We start from the raw sequence: 18,176 nt of genomic DNA, 5'->3' as shown, positions 1-18,176 counted from the left end.
GGCCATTTTGATGGAGTCGATAATGAGCGACAAACCGACACCACCTGCAGATGGCGAGTGCTGCGAAAATGGCTGCGAGCCATGCGTGTGGGACACCTATTACGAAGAGTTGAGACTGTGGCAGGAAGAACAGTCACGACAACAGAAGGAATCCGAAAATGCTGAATAAAGTCATTATTCCAGTCGCCGGGCTTGGGACTCGAGTTTTGCCTGCCAGCAAAGCGATTCCAAAAGAGATGTTGCCTGTTGTCGATAAACCGGTCATTCAATATGTAGTCGAAGAAGCGGTTTCTGCAGGATTTACTCAGATCATTCTGGTCACACGTAGTGGCAAGGAATCGATCGAGGATCACTTTGATCGCAATGCGGAGCTGGAAGAGGCTCTGACTGCGAAAGGCAAGGAGGAACTGCTTCAGGCAGTGCGCAATACGCTCCCGACAGGTTCACAGCTCATATCAGTACGTCAGGATCAGGCCCTAGGCTTGGGACATGCGGTTCTCTGTGCGGCTCAACTGATTCATGACGAGGAAGACTTTGCGGTTATGCTACCAGACATGCTGATCGACACTAATGGTGAGTCCAGCGATCTAAAGCAAATGGTTGCACACTACTATGAGCACCAGTGCGGCCAGATCATGGTTGAGGCGGTACCGGAACATCAGGTGGAGCGATACGGAATCGTTGACTGTGGTGGTATGCCGCCTGCCATCGGTACAAGTTCAAAGCTGCATAATTTGGTTGAAAAACCCACACGGTCCGAAGCACCGTCCAACCTTGCCATAGTCGGTCGTTATATCCTGCCAGGCAAGATCATGCACCTGCTGCGTAAAACCACAGCCGGCGCAGGTGGAGAAATACAACTCACTGATGCAATCAAATCACTGGTGGAATCGGGAGACCTTCTTCACGCTTTTACCATGTCCGGTGATCTGTATGACTGCGGAAACAAATCGGGCCTGCTGCAGGCCAACCTGGCATTTGGGCTCAAGCACTCAGAAACAGCAGCCGACCTGAAGGCATGCATAAATAAAATAGTGGGCGATGGCCTGCTATTGTCACAATAAATGCAAGGTAACGGCGACTGACAGGGAAGTCAGTGACAGGGCCCGCCGCAGGGAATGCGCCGGGCCCTTTCTTTTGTCTGCCGTCTGCCTGTGCTTCGCCCCAACGCAAAAACCCCGGCCTCAACGAGGCCGGGGTTTCTGGTATTAAGTGCCTGGCGATGACCTACTCTCACATGGGGAAGCCCCACACTACCATCGGCGATGACGCGTTTCACTGCTGAGTTCGGTATGGGATCAGGTGGTTCCACGTCTCTATGGTCGCCAGGCGAAACTGGTACAAACCGGATCTGATTGAGCCTCGTGCCTATATGTCACGTTGCTCTGATTGTCTGTGTTGTTGCTACAAGCGTTCAATCGGTGCTCTTGCGAGCCGATAATCGTGTTTTTGACTGTTTCCAGTCGAACCATTCATTTCAAACGCCTTGGGCGTTATATGGTCAAGCCTCACGAGCCATTAGTACAGGTTAGCTCAACGCCTTACAACGCTTACACACCCTGCCTATCAACGTCCTGGTCTCGGACGGCTCTTCAGGGGGCTCAAGGCCCCGGTGAGATCTCATCTTGAAGGGGGCTTCCCGCTTAGATGCTTTCAGCGGTTATCCCGTCCGAACGTAGCTACCCGGCAATGCCACTGGCGTGACAACCGGAACACCAGAGGTTCGTTCACTCCGGTCCTCTCGTACTAGGAGCAACTCTTCTCAAATCTCAAACGCCCACGGCAGATAGGGACCGAACTGTCTCACGACGTTCTAAACCCAGCTCGCGTACCACTTTAAATGGCGAACAGCCATACCCTTGGGACCGGCTTCAGCCCCAGGATGTGATGAGCCGACATCGAGGTGCCAAACACCGCCGTCGATGTGAACTCTTGGGCGGTATCAGCCTGTTATCCCCGGAGTACCTTTTATCCGTTGAGCGATGGCCCTTCCATACAGAACCACCGGATCACTAGAACCTGCTTTCGCACCTGCTCGACGTGTCTGTCTCGCAGTCAAGCACCCTTCTACTCTTGCGCTCATTGGCTGATTTCCGACCAGCCTGAGGGTACCTTCGTGCTCCTCCGTTACGCTTTGGGAGGAGACCGCCCCAGTCAAACTACCCACCACACAATGTCCTCGATCCGGGTAACGGATCTGAGTTAGAACCTCAACAGTACCAGGCTGGTATTTCAAGGTTGGCTCCACCGGAACTGGCGTCCCGGTTTCAAAGCCTCCCAGCTATCCTACACAAGTAATGTCAAAGTCCACTGTGAAGCTATAGTAAAGGTTCACGGGGTCTTTCCGTCTAGCCGCGGGGACGCTGCATCTTCACAGCGAGTTCAATTTCACTGAGTCTCGGGTGGAGACAGTGTGGCCATCGTTACGCCATTCGTGCAGGTCGGAACTTACCCGACAAGGAATTTCGCTACCTTAGGACCGTTATAGTTACGGCCGCCGTTTACCGGGGCTTCGATCAAGAGCTTCGCGTGAGCTAACCCCATCAATTAACCTTCCGGCACCGGGCAGGCGTCACACCCTATACGTCCACTTTCGTGTTTGCAGAGTGCTGTGTTTTTAATAAACAGTCGCAGCCACCTGGTATCTTCGACCGACATCAGCTTAGGAAGTAAATTCCATCACCGACATCGGCGTGCCTTCTCCCGAAGTTACGGCACCATTTTGCCTAGTTCCTTCACCCGAGTTCTCTCAAGCGCCTTGGTATTCTCAACCTGACCACCTGTGTCGGTTTGGGGTACGGTCGCCTGTAACCTGAAGCTTAGAAGCTTTTCCTGGAAGCATGGCATCAACCACTTCGTCTCACATGGAGACTCGTCATCAGGTCTCAGCCTTAAGGGAGAGCGGATTTTCCTACTCTCCCAGCCTACACCCTTAAACGCGGACAACCATCGCCGCGCTGGCCTAGCCTTCTCCGTCCCTTCGTCGCAGTTACAGCCGGTACAGGAATATTAACCTGTTTCCCATCGACTACGCATTTCTGCCTCGCCTTAGGGGCCGACTCACCCTACCCTGATTAGCATTGGATAGGAAACCTTGGTCTTCCGGCGAGGGGGTTTTTCACCCCCTTTATCGTTACTTATGTCAGCATTCGCACTTCTGATACCTCCACCATGGTTTACACCTTTGGCTTCAACGGCTTACAGAACGCTCCTCTACCATGCCCTAAGGCATCCGCAGCTTCGGTGTCTGGTTTGAGCCCCGTTATATCTTCCGCGCAGGCCGACTCGACTAGTGAGCTATTACGCTTTCTTTAAAGGGTGGCTGCTTCTAAGCCAACCTCCTAGCTGTCTGAGCCTTCCCACATCGTTTCCCACTTAACCAGAACTTTGGGACCTTAGCTGGCGGTCTGGGTTGTTTCCCTTTCCACGACGGACGTTAGCACCCGCCGTGTGTCTCCCATGATTGCACTCTTGGGTATTCGGAGTTTGCATCGGGTTGGTAAGTCGGGATGACCCCCTAGCCGAAACAGTGCTCTACCCCCCAAGGTGAGACATGAGGCGCTACCTAAATAGCTTTCGAGGAGAACCAGCTATCTCCGGGCTTGATTAGCCTTTCACTCCGATCCACAGGTCATCCGCTAACTTTTCAACGGTAGTCGGTTCGGTCCTCCAGTTGATGTTACTCAACCTTCAACCTGCCCATGGATAGATCGCCCGGTTTCGGGTCTACTCCCAGCGACTGATCGCCCTATTAAGACTCGGTTTCCCTACGCCTCCCCTAAACGGTTAAGCTTGCCACTGAAAGTAAGTCGCTGACCCATTATACAAAAGGTACGCAGTCACCGTCCGAAAACGGCTCCCACTGCTTGTACGTACACGGTTTCAGGGTCTATTTCACTCCCCTCACAGGGGTTCTTTTCGCCTTTCCCTCACGGTACTGGTTCACTATCGGTCAGTCAGGAGTATTTAGCCTTGGAGGATGGTCCCCCCATATTCAGACAGGATAACACGTGTCCCGTCCTACTCGATTTCACTGCATATAGGTTTTCGCATACGGGGCTATCACCCACTATGGCCGCACTTTCCAGAGCGTTCTGCTAACCACAACACAGCTTAAGGGCTGGTCCCCGTTCGCTCGCCGCTACTAAGGGAATCTCGGTTGATTTCTTTTCCTCCGGGTACTTAGATGTTTCAGTTCCCCGGGTTCGCCTCTCAAAGCCTATGTATTCAGCTAAGAGATACCCGCAAGCGGGTGGGTTTCCCCATTCGGAAATGTTCGGATCAAAGCTTGTTTACCAGCTCCCCGAACCTTATCGCAGGTTACTACGTCCTTCATCGCCTCTGACTGCCAAGGCATCCACCGTGCACGCTTATTCACTTGACCATATAACCCGAAGGCGTCTGTTCAAATGAATGGTTCGTAACGATTATCGCCGATTGGCGCTTGTATCAAACAATACAAGACAATCTTTCAGATCCAATTTGTTAAAGAGCGTTTAAAGCATGATGCTTTAAAAGATAGACTCGGTATTGATGCAAGGGACAGACTGTCCAGTGATGGATACCTGAGCGTATGTTTTAAAACTCATTCAATCACCATTCCAGGCAAGGAATGGTGGAGCTATGCGGGATCGAACCGCAGACCTCCTGCGTGCAAAGCAGGCGCTCTCCCAGCTGAGCTATAGCCCCAACGAGATATTCCAAACAGCCGGAACCGAATGGAAAATTGGTAGGCCTGAGTGGATTTGAACCACCGACCTCACCCTTATCAGGGGTGCGCTCTAACCAACTGAGCTACAAGCCTACTGTGCGAGCTATCGATTCAGATCGACAACTCTACGCTCTCTCTAACGTTATGATCAGGTAATATGTGTGAACGCTTGCCAGAACTTCGCAATCGTTTAAGGAGGTGATCCAGCCCCAGGTTCCCCTAGGGCTACCTTGTTACGACTTCACCCCAGTCATGAATCACACCGTGGTAACCGTCCTCCCGAAGGTTAGACTAGCTACTTCTGGTGCAACCCACTCCCATGGTGTGACGGGCGGTGTGTACAAGGCCCGGGAACGTATTCACCGTGACATTCTGATTCACGATTACTAGCGATTCCGACTTCACGCAGTCGAGTTGCAGACTGCGATCCGGACTACGACCGGTTTTGTGAGATTAGCTTGCCCTCGCGAGTTTGCAGCCCTCTGTACCGGCCATTGTAGCACGTGTGTAGCCCTACTCGTAAGGGCCATGATGACTTGACGTCATCCCCACCTTCCTCCGGTTTGTCACCGGCAGTCTCCTTAGAGTTCCCGACATTACTCGCTGGCAAATAAGGATAAGGGTTGCGCTCGTTACGGGACTTAACCCAACATTTCACAACACGAGCTGACGACAGCCATGCAGCACCTGTCTCAGAGTTCCCGAAGGCACCAATCCATCTCTGGAAAGTTCTCTGGATGTCAAGAGTAGGTAAGGTTCTTCGCGTTGCTTCGAATTAAACCACATGCTCCACCGCTTGTGCGGGCCCCCGTCAATTCATTTGAGTTTTAACCTTGCGGCCGTACTCCCCAGGCGGTCAACTTATCGCGTTAGCTTCGCCACTAAAGGATCAAGTCCCCCAACGGCTAGTTGACATCGTTTACGGCGTGGACTACCAGGGTATCTAATCCTGTTTGCTACCCACGCTTTCGCACCTCAGTGTCAGTATCGGTCCAGGTAGTCGCCTTCGCCACTGGTGTTCCTTCCGATCTCTACGCATTTCACCGCTACACCGGAAATTCCACTACCCTCTACCGTACTCTAGCTCAGCAGTATCAGGTGCAGTTCCCAGGTTGAGCCCGGGGCTTTCACATCTGACTGACTGAACCACCTACGCGCGCTTTACGCCCAGTAATTCCGATTAACGCTCGGACCCTCCGTATTACCGCGGCTGCTGGCACGGAGTTAGCCGGTCCTTCTTCTGCTGTTAACGTCACAGCAAGCGGGTATTAACCACTCGCCTTTCCTCACAGCTGAAAGTGCTTTACAACCCGAAGGCCTTCTTCACACACGCGGCATGGCTGGATCAGGGTTGCCCCCATTGTCCAATATTCCCCACTGCTGCCTCCCGTAGGAGTCTGGGCCGTGTCTCAGTCCCAGTGTGGCTGGTCATCCTCTCAGACCAGCTACGGATCATCGCCTTGGTGAGCCTTTACCTCACCAACAAGCTAATCCGACGCGGGCTCATCTGATAGCGTGAGGTCCGAAGATCCCCCACTTTCCCCCGAAGGGCGTATGCGGTATTAGCAGTCGTTTCCGACTGTTGTCCCCCACTACCAGGTAGATTCCCACGCGTTACTCACCCGTCCGCCGCTCGTCACCCAAGAAGCAAGCTTCTCTGTGCTACCGCTCGACTTGCATGTGTTAGGCCTGCCGCCAGCGTTCAATCTGAGCCATGATCAAACTCTTCAGTTTAAAATCTTGTGAATTCAAAGCTGCAAGCAGCTTTTCATTCGGCTCAAGGTATTACACAACGCTAAATGAATATTCAGTTAGGTTGCTTGCCTTGATTAAGCTTTGTGTGCTCAATCCTGACAAGCGCCCACACATATTACCTGATCAATTTGTTAAATAGCGGGCTTGGCCAACCGCACCGTTCGGTGCAACCTGTTGTCTCAAGCGAGGCGCGTATTCTACCGCAACCCGTTTCAGTGTCAACCGTTTTTTTTCGTTTGTTTTCACTGCCTTGGCGGAGAAAACAACGCGCGGTCAGCGCTGATGAGGTGGCGTATTCTACAGCGATTCGGATCGCTGTCAACGCCCTGTCAAAACTTTTTTAACACTCAGAAGCGTAGTGCTGGATATCGATCAGTTCAACCGAACCCGGATCGATTCGCTCATTGAAAAAGTTCGTCGCCACTCGTGCAAAGCGCTCTGGCCCATCTGTCACCAAAAAAGTCAGACTGCCCCGTATTTGGTTCTTGTTCTGCAGCGCTTTGGCTTCCAGCTCGCACTTTACCGCTTCAGCGGTGGTCTGAGCTGAATCAACCAACTGAATATCGTCACCGGTCACTGCTGCTATAGCACCCCTCAATGCAGGGAAATGAGTACAGCCTAATACCAGCGTGTCCAACGGAAACTGACTATCAGCCATCAGCAGGGGTTGAAGACAACGCGCGACTATCTGCTCTACCAGGTCGCCTTCATGCCAACCCTCTTCCGCCAAAGCAACAAACAGAGAGCATGCTTGAGCACGAATACGTGCATCGGGCCTCAAACGAAGAATAGCTTTCTGATATGCCTGATTGTTTGTTGTACTTTCGGTCGCGATAACACCGATATGCCCCTGTTGACTCACTCTGCACGCTGCATCAGCACCTGGCTCGATTACACCCAGTACCAGAAGATCCGGGTAGCAGGCCTGCAAATGCTCAAGCGCCATGGCCGAGGCTGTGTTGCAGGCAACAACGATAGCCTTTATCTGGCGACTACTCAGAGCACAGACAGCTTGCTCGGCATAACGCCGGACCGACAAGGCACTTTTTGTACCGTACGGCACTCTTGCGGTATCGCCGAGATAGACGAGATGTTCTTCCGGTAAGGCTTGCCTGAGCGCATTAAGGACGGTCAAGCCGCCAACACCGGAGTCAAATACACCAATGGCATATTCTGATCGTGAATCTACAGACTTAGCCATCACGTCGAGCTCGCTTCTTGGCTTTATGCTTCAGCGTTTTGATGTGTTGACGACTGCGCTCCTTTTTGGCTTCTTGGCGAGCAGTCAGGGTATTTTTGCGTCCAGCAAAAGGATTGTCGCCCGTACGGAACTCAAATCGAATCGGTGTTCCACGTACTTTCAAATATTTGGTAAAGCGGTTTTCAAGATAGCGCTTGTAAGAGCCGGGTAACGCATCCGTCTGATTACCATGCACTACGATGATTGGCGGGTTGGAGCCACCCTGGTGTGCATAGCGTAACTTGATGCGTCGATTGTTTACTGCCGGCGGCTGGTGGTCAGCCACTACATCTTCCAGCAGTCGAGTCAGCTGATTGGTAGACCATTTCGCCATTGCTGAATCGAAAGCTTCGTTAACAGAGATATACAGATCACCAACACCCGAGCCATGCAGCGCAGAAATAAAGTGAAAGCGAGCAAATGCAGCAAATTCCAGTTTTCGTTCTACTTGCTTTTTAACATCGGCACGATCGTCCGGGCTCATGCCATCCCATTTATTAAGTGCAACAACCAATGCCCGCCCGGAGTCAATGACAAACCCAAGCATGCTCAAGTCCTGCTCGGTTACACCCTCACGCGCATCAATCACGCTGATAACAACATTTGCATCCTTGATTGCCTGCAGCGTTTTTACGATGGAGAACTTCTCCACCGCTTCTTTGATATTTTTCCGCCTTCGTACACCCGCTGTGTCGATCAGAATATATTTCTGCTCATCACGTTCATAAGGAATGTAGATACTGTCACGTGTTGTGCCCGCTTGGTCAAAGACAACCACGCGGTCTTCGCCCAGCATCCGGTTAACCAGGGTTGACTTACCCACGTTCGGGCGTCCGATCACGGCAATTCGAATATTATCTGTATAGGCTTCCTTAGCCGCCTCTTCGCCGCCCTCCTCTTCCTCAGAAACAAAGGGCGCCAGCACTTCGTCAATCAGCTGACTGACACCACGCCCGTGTGAAGCGGCTATGGCAACAGGCTCACCAATACCGAGCGCATGAAAATCAGCCATGGCGGTATCCGGGTCGATCCCGTCGGTCTTGTTCACAACCAGCCAGCATGACTTATTGTTGCGCCGCAGGTGATCGGCAATCATTTCATCAGCCGGGTTGAGGCCTGCACGACCATCTACAAGGAACAGAACTACATCCGCTTCCTCTATCGCGAACAGTGACTGCTCGGCCATCCGTTGATCAATGCCGGCCTCATCCCCTGAAATACCACCAGTATCGATAACAATGTAGTCACAATCGCCAACACGGCCTTCTCCGTACTTGCGGTCACGGGTCAAACCCGGCAAATCTGCAACAAGTGCATCACGCGAGCGTGTCAAACGATTGAACAGTGTGGATTTGCCAACGTTGGGACGACCAACCAGTGCAATTACGGGCAACATAGGATTTCACCTGAAAACAACTCGGCGGCCACTGTGGATAACAGCGGCCGCCGATAATGGACCCACAGATCCGGATTATTTAAATTTCAGCGCAGTCAGACGACCATCATTGCTGAGCACATAAAGCACATCATCACGTACCAGCAGATCACTCTGGACACCGGAGGAGCTGACGCGATGGCGAGCTGTAAAATGACCGTCAACCTGAGACAACACATGCAGATAACCATCTGCATCAGCCGTAACCAGAGAGTTACCGAGCACAACCGGTGTAGTCAGGCGTCGATACTGAAGACCATCCTGGCTCCACACACTGGCACTGTTACGCGCATCGAATGCATGCACATGGTCTTCATCCGAAATTGCGTACACATTACCGAAACCACCAGCAAGCCCACGATAGGTAGACAAATCCTGACTCCAGACAACCTGTCCATTACCTGGATTCAGTGCCACCAAGCGTCCCTGATAGCTGCCAACATAAACGATACGGTTGTAGACAAGCGGTTTACCATCAATATCAACGATACGCTCAAGCTCCGACCGCCCCTCAGCCAGCGAAATACGCTGCTCCCAGACAGGCCGCCCCGATGCATTCTCGACGGCAACAAGCTTGCCATTGGCAAAACCGGCCAGAGTCAGGTCAGCAGCCACAATGGGGGCGCTTGTACCGCGCAGACTGAGACGTGGTATCTGACTGTCATAACTCCAGCGCCGTTCACCACTGCCCACTTCAAGTGCCGTAATCTTGCCATCCAGCTGCTGTACAACAACGAGCTCCGCATTCATCTGCGGCTGGGAAATCACTTCGGAGGAAGCTTGGTAGCGCCAACGCTCACTACCGTCTGTGGTATCGAAAGCGATCACTTCACCCGACTCTGTCGCGAGGACCACGATACCGTTTCCGGCACCAACACCACCTCCTATCGGAGTTTCCAACTCGACACGCCAATTGATACGCCCGGATGCCAGATCCGCTGCAACCAGATCACCTTCAACATTGACTGCAAAAATCTGCTGTTCATCAATGGAAGGAACCAGTTGATGAAACTTGGAGCCCAAACTACCACCGGTACTCAGACTCCACAGCTGTTGAAATTGCTGTTCGGCTTCGAAGTCAACCAGTGGATTTGGCTCAACGGTTTCTTCGCTACTGAACAACCCACAGCCAGCAAGGGAAACACTCACGGCAATCGCTGCGGCTGTTTTTACCCAGCATTTCATGACTCGGCTCCTGCAAGGTCATCCCGTTTCATTTTCAGAAGCGGACGCAGCTGTTCGCCGCCGCCCAGCTGCAGGGCTCGATCATAGGCTGCGAAAGCTTCAGCCGGTCGACCGTTATTGGCATGAAGGTCTCCCAGAAGTTCCTGATACTGCACCTCATAAGTACCCGCATCAGCATTCTCCAGCAGGCTAATAGCAGTATCCGCGTTCCCCTGCTGGCTCAACAGCATTGCCTTTCGCAGTGTAGCCACACGAACAATATTATCGACTTCATCCGTTGCGCCCAAGGTCCAGTCCAGCTCCTGCAACGCGCGCTCAACCTCTCCATTTCCAACGGCCATTGCTGCCATCATGAGGGCACCATAGCGTGCATAAGCCGTGTCAGCGTAGTCAGAGCGAAGCTGCTCATTCAGATGAACCGCTGTTGCATATTGAGAGTCATTCACACCACCGGCAGACAGCTGTACCGCTTCTGTCAGATTCTGGTAAAGGGCAGACGCATTGGCTGCTTTCTGCTCCTGATTACTCTGCCAGGCTTTCCAGCCGAGCACGATTGCCACCGCAGCCGCGACACCAACTACCAATGCCTTGCCGTTTTCCTTCCACCAATCCTTGAGCGCCTGCACCTGCTCTTCTTCGGTACGCAATTCTGCCACTGTCCACTCCTGCTAAATTGAATCGCCTGGCTAAACTTCAGCGTGTAAAAATTTGTTTCAGCTGGTCTGTCAGCTGCTGAATGCCAAGATCATATACTGTCTGTTCCTGATACCAAAGAGATGCCTGCATCTCATCGGACTCGGTTTGCTTGAGTAGCGCTATTACCGGCGCTCCGGTCTGACGAGCTTTGGCCGCGATATTTTTCAGTCCCGAGCAGTGGGTTCGAATACGGAGCCCCGGCAGGCATTCACGCAGCTGCTCGGCCAGCAAAATCAGGTCCGCCTGCAACCCCTTGTGTTCTGCCGCCAGGTAAAGATCAAAGGTCTGGCGCACATGATCAGGAACCAGCGCCAGAGTCTCAAGCAGAAGAATCAAACGCTCAACACCCATTGCAAAACCAACCGCAGGTGTTGGTTTCCCGCCAAGCTGCTTTACCAGCCCATCATAGCGACCACCGGCACATACAGTACCCTGAGCCCCCAGTTGGTCTGTTACCCATTCGAAAACGGTTTTGCAATAATAGTCCAGACCACGAACCAGATAAGGGTTAACCTCATACTGCACTCCGGCAGCATCCAGAATTGCGCACAGCTGCTCGAAGTCAGCCGCAGACTCCTGATCGAGGTAGTCTGTCAGTACCGGGGCCTGCTCAAGCAGTTTGCGCGTACCCTCCTCCTTGGAGTCCAGGATACGCAGAGGGTTTGATTCCAGCCTGCGCAGGCTGTCCTCATCAAGCTGGTCAGAATGCCTGCTAAGATATTCCACCAGTGCATCGCGGTAACGTGCGCGCGCTTCGTTGCTGCCCAGTGAGTTCAGCTGCAGCGTTACAGACTGGTCCAGGCCCAGTTGACGCCACAAAGCGGCACTCATGAGAATAATTTCAGCATCAATATCCGGTCCGGCCATACCAAAAGCTTCAACACCTACTTGGTGGAACTGGCGATAACGACCTTTTTGTGGTTTTTCATAACGAAACATGGGCCCCTGATACCAGAGACGCTGCGTCTGATTGTACAGGAGGCCATGCTCTTCACCGGCACGAACACAACATGCCGTCCCCTCTGGCCGCAGTGTCAGACTTTCGCCATTGCGATCTTCAAAGGTATACATTTCTTTCTCAACAATATCGGTTACTTCACCTATTGAGCGCTTGAACAGATCAGTTTGCTCTACCACCGGCATGCGAATTTCAGCATAGCCATAGCTACCAAGTACATTTTTTACAGTGCTTTCAAGGTACTGCCAAACCGGTGTCTGGTCCGGCAGGATGTCATTCATGCCGCGAATGGCTTTAATTTTGCTCAAAACGTCAGCTTTCCTGTTTCGATGAGAATATGTGGGAACTTTTAAAGAGGTAGACTAAAACGGGCGACATTGTCCTTGCTCAACACGGCAAGATCAATGGACTCCCCTTCATAGCTGAGCATACGTACGGCATTGACCTTACCGATAACCACAGCCAACGTGGAGTCGCTCTGGAAATTCAGCGACTGGCCTGCCTGCGCCACACCGTTGAACAACGTGCGCCCACCAACCTCACGAATGCTGATCCAGCAGTCATCGCTGAATGCCACTTCGAGACCGTTGGAAACCGACGTAGCAGGAGTAGACTCCCGCTCCTGCTCAGCCGCAGAGGACGCCGCCTCTTGCTCGTCCTGCAATTGTTCGATCTGCTCTTCAGTAAGGTAGACCGGTTCTTCCTCATCGGCCGCTGCGATGGGCGCGGCAACAACGTCCTCACTCTTGTCTGAAGCAGACCCCTCAGGGGCAAGATCATCCAACTGAGGTAAAATCAAGGTGTTTCCATCGCTAGTTTCTATTGATAAAGGCCTGTTATCCAGTGGTTCACGATCTGCTGTCGTGAGGCCCTGCTGGGTTTGCCACCACCAGACACTGGCCGCAATCAATGCCAGTACAAAAAGCCAACTGCCAATCTTGAGCAATGGACGCCCCTGATGACGACCCGGTACGGTTGAAACCGTGCCGATGGCCTTAACCGCACTGGCCATTTGGACATTACCGCTTGCACGATTATAACTGGCAACGATTGCATCTGCGTCAAGCCTGAGAAACTTGGCATAGGAACGTATATAGCCACGCGAAAAAACGGGATCAGACAGGTACTGCAGGTCCCCCTTTTCAATCGCTTGTACAACCGCCTTGGATAAATTCAGCTGCCTGCATACCTGTTCAACACTCAGCCCTTGCTGCTCACGGGCCTGAGTGAACTGAACTGCTGGAAAATCGCTGCTTGTGCTTTCGGACCGGGCTTCTTCGCTCACTGAGCTGTCTCCTCATAAAGCCGATATTCTTGCGACTTCGGGTACAAATTCTTGAGCAGCAGCGCATAGGTTGCAGCACGGGACACATTACGCTCTGCGCGAGCCAGCCGTATCCCCAACCAAAGACTTCTGGAGCTGTGCTCTGTACGCTGCTGATCAACCAGTTCACGAAAACGTTCAAACAAACGATTGGATGCTGCATTCTCGCCCTTATCCAGCAACAACCCAGACAGCTCGACCAACGCAACCGGCCGGTTACCATTAATTGCCAGAGAGCGCCTGAAGGCCTCTTCCGCTTTCTCAGGTGTATCGATCAAAAGGTAACATCGGCCCAGATTCTCGAATGCCTGCGCACGCTGCTGATAAAAAGGATCAGTGGTTGCCTGGTTAAGCTGCTCACATGCCTCTCCATAACGCTGCTGCGAGAACAGGAAGGCTCCGTAGTTGTTATGAATCATGGCGGAGGTTCTGTCAGCCGACATCGCCTTGCGGAAATATTCTTCAGCGAGCTCGAATTCCTGCTCGGTCTGAAAAATCAGCGCCATTGCGTTATAGGCCGGGGCATAGCCAGAATCGATTGCTATGGCACGCTGAACCGACGTTTTGGCATTGACGGTATTGCCCGCCTGAAGATACTGCAGACCAAGATTGGTATAGGCCTCCAGTGCATCCTGAGGTGAATTGGCAGCATTGCCGGAACCGGTGGTCTGGCTCGCGCAGCCAGCCATCAGCGTTACTGCAAGCAGCAACATCAACACACCGGATCGTTTCACTCTACCCCCTTATAACCTTTGACTCTTTACGTGAACAGGCTCTTCTTGTACCACAGGAATATACTTTTGGCTACGCCGGGTACGGTCTTCAACCTGACCCACAAGCTGCCCACAAGCTGCATCCACATCATCGCCACGGGTACGCCTTACCGTCGTAATGATCGAAGCTTTCAGCATAATATCCTTGAAGCGCTGAATCGCCCCTTCCGATGGGCGACGATAATCAGAATTGGGGAAAGGGTTGAACGGAATGAGGTTCAACTTACAGGGCACCTGGCGCAGCACCTTAACCAGCTCCCGCGCGTGCTCAGGCTGATCATTAACACCCTCAATAAGAGTGTACTCGACCGTAATCACACGTTTGTCATTCAATCCCTCAAGATAACGATTGCAGGCGGCGATCAGCTCTTCAATTGGGTAACGCTTGTTGATTGGAACCAGTTCGTTACGCAATGCATTGTTTGGTGCGTGCAGCGAAATGGCCAATGACACGTCACTGACTTCACGCAGCCTGTCCAGTGCAGGCACCACACCCGCCGTACTCAGCGTAACGCGACGTTTAGACAGACCGTAGGCATTGTCATCCATCATCAATTGAGTCGCATCAACAACATTGTCGAAGTTCATAAGCGGCTCACCCATGCCCATCAACACCACGTTGCTGACCCGGCGTTCTGACGGATCAAACGGGCCATAGGCACGGATAGCCACACGGAGCTGAGCAATAATTTCAGCCGTTGACAGGTTACGATTGAAACCCTGCTTGCCGGTCGAACAGAAACTGCAATCAAGTGAGCACCCGACCTGTGATGACACACACAGCGTACGTCGGTCGCCATCAGGAATGAGCACCATTTCGATCGCCGAACCACCATCCATCCGAATGACCCATTTGCGGGTCCCGTCTTTGGACACCTTGTCCAACAGGATCTCAGGCTCGCGAATCTCAGCCATTTCAACCAATCGAGCACGCAACGCCTTGCTGATATTGGTCATCTCATCGAAGCTGGATGCGCCCTGCTGATGCAGCCATTTAAGCACCTGAGTGGCACGAAAACGCTTTTCGCCCATCTGCTCAAAAAAGTCTTCCAGCTTGGTGGGCGACAGTCCCAGCAGATTGATCTTGGTGGGGGACTCGGACATCGGATGTTTACTCGTCTTTGGGGTAACAGGCTGCCCGGACGGGCAGCCCGAAGGGTCTATCAGGCGCCGAAGAAATAGGCGATTTCGCGCTCGGCAGAAGAGGCAGAGTCGGAACCGTGTACCGCATTGGCATCAATGGACTCGGCGAAGTCACGGCGAATGGTGCCCTCAGCCGCTTCTTTCGGGTTAGTCGCGCCCATCAGTTCGCGATTCAGAGCAATTGCATTCTCGCCTTCCAGCACCTGCACAACAACCGGACCGGAAGTCATGAAGGCAACCAGATCAGCAAAGAACGGACGCTCTTTATGCTCAGCGTAGAAGCCTTCAGCGTCTTGCTTGCTCAGCTGCTTCATCTGCATGGCGACAATTTTCAGATCAGCTTTCTCAAAACGGCTAACGATTTCGCCAATTACGTTCTTTGCCACTGCGTCCGGCTTGATGATGGAAAGTGTGCGTTCAACTGCCATAGGTAACATCCCCAATCTATAGTACTAAGGTCAATAAGGCGCAACATTATACGCAAAGCACCTCTTACTGAACAGCAGCGACTATCAAAGCTGTCAATCCATTTCCTCGATCCAGGCCATCTGGATCGCTTCGAGGATTTTTTCGCCACAGTGATCAGGATCATCATCAAACTCATCGAGTTCCATCACCCGACTATAAAGGTCGGGGAAACTGATTCTCAGCGGATCCTGTTCCGGAAAGCGCTCAACCAGCTCTATGGCAATATCGTTTACATCCGTCCACTTGAGACCCATAACTCACCTCAGTGCTGTTCTGACACCTGATTAATGGTGTACTTGGGAATTTCAACTACCAGATCCATACTATCCACAACTGCCTGACAACTGAGACGCGACTCCGGCTCATGCCCCCAGGCCTTGTCGAGCATGTCATCTTCGAGCTCATCCGCCTCATTAAGAGAATCAAAGCCTTCACGTACAATGACATGACAAGTGGTACAGGCGCAGGATTTTTCGCAGGCATGTTCAATTTCGATGCCGTTGGCCAGTGCCAGATCACAGATTGTGATGCCGCCTTCTGTCTCTATGACCTTGCCTTCAGGGCACAATTCCTCATGCGGAAGAAAGATTACCTGTGGCATCAGCGGGTCTCCTTATCGATTTCATCAATGGTATGGCCGGACAGGGCACGGGAAATGCTCTGGTCCATCCGACGTGAAGCGAAGAAGTCACTGGCCTTAGCCAACTGCTCAACCCCCGCTTCGATGCGACGGTAATCAGCCTCTGCAACCAGTCGCTCAAGCGTTGCAATTTCGGACTGCAGCATGGAGACTTCAGCCTCATTCAGGAGGCCTCCATCCTGCGACATGGCCGCCCTCAGTGCAGCGATAATACGCTCGGCCTCAACCTGCTGTTCGCGCAGATTTCGAGCCTCAAGATCTTCCGCCGCATGACTGTAGGACTCTTTCAGCATACGTGCAATTTCGTCATCGCTCAGGCCATAGGACGGCTTCACCTGAATGCTGCTGACCACACCTGTTGAAAGCTCCTGCGCGGACACATTGAGCAAACCGTCAGCATCAACCTGAAAAGTCACACGAATCTTGGCTGCGCCCGCGGCCATCGGCGGAATATCGCGCAGAACAAAGCGTGCCAGTGAACGGCAGTCACTGACCAGTTCACGTTCGCCCTGAAGCACGTGGATCGCCATTGCGGTCTGACCATCCTGATAGGTGGTGAACTCCTGCGCCCTTGCAACCGGGATCGCCGTATTACGGTGTACAATCTTTTCAACCAGCCCGCCCATGGTTTCAAGTCCGAGGGACAGGGGAATGACATCCAGCAGCAGCATGTCACTGTCAGGCTTGTTGCCAACCAGCACATCCGCCTGCAGCGCCGCTCCGATCGCCACCACACGATCCGGATCTATATCAATATGTGGCGCTCGACCAAAGAATTCGCCCACCGCATCGCGTACACGCGGTACGCGGGTTGAGCCGCCCACCATGACAACTTCAGCGATATCAGCCTTATCTATGCCTGCATCCTTCAATGTACGTCGACAGGTACGCAGGGTACGGCTCACAAGCGGTTCGATCAGCGCATCAAACTGAGCACGGGAAACATGCACCTCCACCTCCCGACCACCGGCCGAAAGAGTCTCAGTCACCTCAGCTTCATTCGTAAGGCGCTCTTTTATGCGTCGCGCAAGGGCTGAAACGCTGCGTGCCGATGACGCATCCAGCTGCTCAGCCAAACCACTCTGCTGCAACAGGTATTCCGCCAGCATGCGGTCGAAATCATCACCACCCAGCGCCGTATCGCCACCGGTAGCCAACACTTCAAACACTCCACGGTTCAGTCGCAGAATGGAGATATCAAAGGTTCCACCGCCCAGATCATAGACGGCGATCACGCCCTCATCTTCCTGATCCAGACCATAAGCAACCGCTGCAGCCGTCGGTTCGTTCAGCAGGCGAAGCACCTTAAGTCCAGCAAGCTGCGCCGCATCCTTCGTTGCCTGACGCTGAGCATCATCAAAATAGGCAGGGACCGTAATAACGGCACCTTCCAATTCACCACCCAGCGCTGCACGCGCACGCTCAGCCAGTTCAGACAATATATCAGCCGAGACCTCTACCGGGCTCTTGTTCCCGGCCGCCGTTTGCAGATAGGGCATGCCAGAATCGGACGCGACCAGATGATACGGCATTTCGTTACCCAGCCCTTTCATCGCCTCTACGCCACGCCCCATCAGGCGCTTGACTGAACTGATGGTATTGTGTGGATCCTGGGCGGCACCTGCCAGCGCTCCAGCACCGACCAGAGGAGCCTCACCGGCGCGATAGCGCACAACTGAGGGCAACAGATGTCCCCCCTGCGCATCCGCCAGGGTAACAGCAGCCCCACTGCGCACCGATGCCACCAGTGAGTTCGTCGTACCCAGATCAATTCCGACCGCCAGCTTGCGCGCGTGCGGCTCCGGACTCTGTCCGGGTTCAGCTATTTGCAGTAGTGCCATAGTGCTT

14 protein-coding genes, 2 tRNA genes and 3 rRNA genes are annotated in these 18,176 nt (G+C 53.0%); 2 read left to right on the top strand and 17 right to left on the bottom strand.

The features are described from left to right. The first annotated feature begins 22 nt into the window (after window positions 1-22). Window positions 23-169 (top strand): oxidoreductase-like domain-containing protein, encoded by a 147-nt coding sequence (locus ACAM29_RS00420; RefSeq protein WP_091824585.1) that lies wholly within the window; start codon window positions 23-25, stop codon window positions 167-169. Beyond that, window positions 159-1,064 carry a UTP--glucose-1-phosphate uridylyltransferase GalU gene (galU, locus tag ACAM29_RS00415; protein WP_354406827.1) on the top strand — a complete coding sequence of 302 codons (906 nt, stop codon included), beginning with the start codon at window positions 159-161 and terminating at the stop codon, window positions 1,062-1,064. Before ACAM29_RS00420 ends, galU begins: the two co-directional genes overlap by 11 nt. Window positions 1,065-1,214: 150 nt before the next feature. Here galU and rrf read toward each other — a convergent pair. From rrf to hscA, 17 genes are all read right to left on the bottom strand, one after another. Then, window positions 1,215-1,330, bottom strand: a 5S ribosomal RNA gene (gene rrf / locus ACAM29_RS00410). A gap of 167 nt (window positions 1,331-1,497) precedes the next feature. Continuing rightward, window positions 1,498-4,384 (bottom strand): 23S ribosomal RNA (locus ACAM29_RS00405). Window positions 4,385-4,613: 229 nt separating this feature from the next. Further along, window positions 4,614-4,689 (bottom strand) — tRNA-Ala (locus ACAM29_RS00400). Window positions 4,690-4,727: 38 nt separating this feature from the next. After that, window positions 4,728-4,804, bottom strand: a tRNA-Ile gene (locus tag ACAM29_RS00395). Between the two features lie 98 nt (window positions 4,805-4,902). Beyond that, window positions 4,903-6,445, bottom strand: a 16S ribosomal RNA gene (locus ACAM29_RS00390). Together the 16S, 23S and 5S rRNA genes with 2 tRNA genes alongside form the textbook arrangement of a ribosomal RNA operon. A 361-nt stretch (window positions 6,446-6,806) precedes the next feature. Beyond that, window positions 6,807-7,667 (bottom strand): glutamate racemase, encoded by an 861-nt coding sequence (gene murI, locus ACAM29_RS00385; protein WP_369622806.1) that lies wholly within the window; start codon window positions 7,665-7,667, stop codon window positions 6,807-6,809. Continuing rightward, window positions 7,660-9,102 carry a ribosome biogenesis GTPase Der gene (der, locus tag ACAM29_RS00380; RefSeq protein WP_091827787.1) on the bottom strand — a complete coding sequence of 481 codons (1,443 nt, stop codon included), beginning with the start codon at window positions 9,100-9,102 and terminating at the stop codon, window positions 7,660-7,662. Before der ends, murI begins: the two co-directional genes overlap by 8 nt. Window positions 9,103-9,177: 75 nt before the next feature. Continuing rightward, the gene (gene bamB, locus ACAM29_RS00375) at window positions 9,178-10,326 is read right to left on the bottom strand and encodes an outer membrane protein assembly factor BamB (protein WP_091827788.1); all 1,149 of its coding nucleotides are present in this window, start codon (window positions 10,324-10,326) and stop codon (window positions 9,178-9,180) included. Then, window positions 10,323-10,982 carry a tetratricopeptide repeat protein gene (locus ACAM29_RS00370; protein ID WP_091827789.1) on the bottom strand — a complete coding sequence of 220 codons (660 nt, stop codon included), beginning with the start codon at window positions 10,980-10,982 and terminating at the stop codon, window positions 10,323-10,325. The genes bamB and ACAM29_RS00370 overlap by 4 nt, the downstream gene beginning before the upstream one ends. A 37-nt stretch (window positions 10,983-11,019) precedes the next feature. Then, entirely contained in the window at window positions 11,020-12,261 is a 1,242-nt protein-coding gene (hisS, locus tag ACAM29_RS00365; protein WP_369625110.1) for a histidine--tRNA ligase, read from the bottom strand. 68 nt (window positions 12,262-12,329) lie between these two features. Continuing rightward, a complete protein-coding gene (locus tag ACAM29_RS00360; RefSeq protein WP_369622805.1) occupies window positions 12,330-13,265 on the bottom strand; it encodes a RodZ domain-containing protein in 936 nt (311 codons plus the stop codon). Next, window positions 13,262-14,038, bottom strand: a complete 777-nt coding sequence (pilW, locus tag ACAM29_RS00355; protein ID WP_369622804.1) for a type IV pilus biogenesis/stability protein PilW — start codon at window positions 14,036-14,038, stop codon at window positions 13,262-13,264. Before pilW ends, ACAM29_RS00360 begins: the two co-directional genes overlap by 4 nt. Before the next feature lie 9 nt (window positions 14,039-14,047). Then, window positions 14,048-15,181, bottom strand: a complete 1,134-nt coding sequence (gene rlmN / locus ACAM29_RS00350; RefSeq protein ID WP_369622803.1) for a 23S rRNA (adenine(2503)-C(2))-methyltransferase RlmN — start codon at window positions 15,179-15,181, stop codon at window positions 14,048-14,050. A gap of 59 nt (window positions 15,182-15,240) precedes the next feature. Continuing rightward, window positions 15,241-15,648: a nucleoside-diphosphate kinase gene (ndk, locus tag ACAM29_RS00345; protein WP_206835551.1), complete on the bottom strand. Its 408-nt coding sequence runs from the start codon at window positions 15,646-15,648 to the stop codon at window positions 15,241-15,243. Between the two features lie 93 nt (window positions 15,649-15,741). Beyond that, window positions 15,742-15,942 (bottom strand): Fe-S cluster assembly protein IscX, encoded by a 201-nt coding sequence (gene iscX / locus ACAM29_RS00340; RefSeq protein WP_091827795.1) that lies wholly within the window; start codon window positions 15,940-15,942, stop codon window positions 15,742-15,744. An 8-nt stretch (window positions 15,943-15,950) separates the two neighbouring features. Then, on the bottom strand, window positions 15,951-16,289 hold the full coding sequence (gene fdx / locus ACAM29_RS00335) for an ISC system 2Fe-2S type ferredoxin (RefSeq protein WP_369622802.1): 339 nt from the start codon (window positions 16,287-16,289) through the stop codon (window positions 15,951-15,953). Continuing rightward, window positions 16,289-18,169 carry a Fe-S protein assembly chaperone HscA gene (hscA, locus tag ACAM29_RS00330; RefSeq protein ID WP_369622801.1) on the bottom strand — a complete coding sequence of 627 codons (1,881 nt, stop codon included), beginning with the start codon at window positions 18,167-18,169 and terminating at the stop codon, window positions 16,289-16,291. Before hscA ends, fdx begins: the two co-directional genes overlap by 1 nt. Between the last annotated feature and the right edge of the window lie 7 nt (window positions 18,170-18,176).

Origin of the sequence: Marinobacterium sp. BA1, from assembly GCF_041155135.1 — a bacterium.
In the GTDB taxonomy this organism is placed as follows: domain Bacteria; phylum Pseudomonadota; class Gammaproteobacteria; order Pseudomonadales; family Balneatricaceae; genus Marinobacterium; species Marinobacterium iners.
This window is presented reverse-complemented; position numbering and strand designations above follow the sequence as displayed.